Annotated in this window: 3 protein-coding genes; all 3 read right to left on the bottom strand. The window is 26.9% G+C overall.

Annotated elements, in window-relative coordinates; genetic code table 11:
• Window positions 1-577: hypothetical protein (locus H2279_RS08455; protein ID WP_337196270.1), on the bottom strand; the 577-nt coding region annotated here is incomplete at its 3' end.
• Window positions 578-782: 205 nt separating this feature from the next.
• Window positions 783-1499, bottom strand: a complete 717-nt coding sequence (locus H2279_RS08450; RefSeq protein ID WP_137624585.1) for a hypothetical protein — start codon at window positions 1497-1499, stop codon at window positions 783-785.
• Window positions 1500-1539: 40 nt separating this feature from the next.
• A partial coding sequence (locus H2279_RS08445; protein WP_337196269.1) for a hypothetical protein occupies window positions 1540-1765 on the bottom strand: 226 nt, incomplete at its 5' end.

Genomic DNA, 1765 nt, shown 5'->3' with positions numbered 1-1765 from the left:
TATCGGAAAACATTGTGCTATAACCATCCACAATAACATCGTCATCTAAATCTCTAATAAATTTTTCTTGATAAAAGAAGTTATCTCTAAAATGTATCCAAGCTTGATATTTATCTTCTTTATAATAAGATAAATTAGTAGGATAGTCTATTTTATTTCTATCTTCATCACGATAAGAACCAAAGTCTATATATCCTGCTAGAAAAAGTTGTCCTATGATGTTAATATATTCACTAATGTAAGTAGGTTTAGGAGTATTTAAAGAGAAAGGGTTGTTAAGATTGTCAATAGTATAAGTTTGAACGATATTTCTATCTGTTTCATGTCTTGCAAAAAATTCATTGTCAATAAGTTTTAAAAATAAATATTCAAATGCTAACAAAATATCTGTTTTTGAGGTATGTTTTAAATAGTCTAAAAATAAATCCATTTTAAAAAAATATTTCCCATTATTCTCTAATACCTTGTTTAAAATTTCATCACTTTCATAACCTGTTTTATCCATCCCTCTATAAAGAAAGATAGGATTGCCCATTGCGTATATCACTTTAATTTTCACCGCTTTATTTCTTGGCATGAATAGTTTTATTAATCTTTGGATTTTTATCATAAATATTAATTACCTCTCCGTTACTTCCAAAATCCGTTCTATATACAAGATTAGTTTCATCATCCAACTTATATCTTGTAAGAAACTTTTCCTGTTTTCTTATTTTTTATAGGAATTTCTCTTCGTTCTATCTTTTGAGTATTTTATTATTATCTTTTAAAATTAACAAAAATCACCTATTAATCTCTCCAATCCATCTTATAATATTACCTTTATCATCAATTTCTACTTCCAAATCTTTGTATTTATTGTAAAGCTTAGGGGCTAAAATTTCATTAAAGTATTTTGTGCCTTTTTTTGTCTTTGTTACCCATATATTATACCCACTCCAATATCTTGGCATATCCCAAGAAGTAGTGGAAAACATTGTGCTATAAACTTTTTCTCCTTTTTTAAGTTTGGGTAGAGTATTTGCTGTGTATTCTTTATCTTTGTAGATTAAAATATCTTCTTCATCTTCTTTTAAAAATGCATTAGTATAAAAAAAATTATCTTTAAAATAAATCCAAGCTTGATATTTATCTTCTTTATAGTAAGATAAATTAGTAGGATAGTCTGTCCTTGTATATTTATCTTCTGATCTTGAATCAATCCCAAAATCTATATATCCTGCTAAGAATAGTTGTCCTATGATGCCTACATATTCGCTATTATAATTTGGTTTGATGGAATTTTTTAAGTTTTCATCTTCTGTGAAAAACAAAGGGCAATATATATCATTAAATTCACATGCATCCCAAAAAATTGATCCTAAAAAATGATCTTCAAAGTATTCTAAAATATCTGTTTTATTAAGGTTTGGAATTTGTAGAAATAGCTTTATCTCTGATTTCTCATCAAAATCAGGAAAAAATGAACCATATTTATGAATTACTTTACCAATCGCCATTTTCTTTTGCCTTATTGTGAATTACATTATTTGGCTTTTTTCAACCTATATCAATTGCAGAACCACCTGAACTAGATGTTTTTCTTAATCTAAGAACGGTTCCATCATCTAATTTTCTCATTTTTATTCCATTTTTTGCGTCTTCTAATACCTCCGCCCCCTCTGTTATATCTTGCCATATTTCTTTTATATGCTTATTATCTTCGGCCATATAAACATTCTTATTTTTATAAAATTGTTTATAACCCATGTTATTTAACTCATCA

Source organism: Campylobacter sp. B0100352/1 (genome assembly GCF_020135855.1).
GTDB classification, from domain to species: Bacteria; Campylobacterota; Campylobacteria; order Campylobacterales; family Campylobacteraceae; genus Campylobacter_D; species Campylobacter_D taeniopygiae.
Note: the sequence above shows the minus strand (reverse complement) of the source record. Positions and strands in the feature narration are given on the sequence as shown.

Coding starts and splice junctions, on each gene's coding strand:
- H2279_RS08450 (WP_137624585.1), bottom strand. CDS start 1,499: ATGGCGATTGGTAAAGTAATTCATAAATATGGTTCATTTTTTCCTGAT.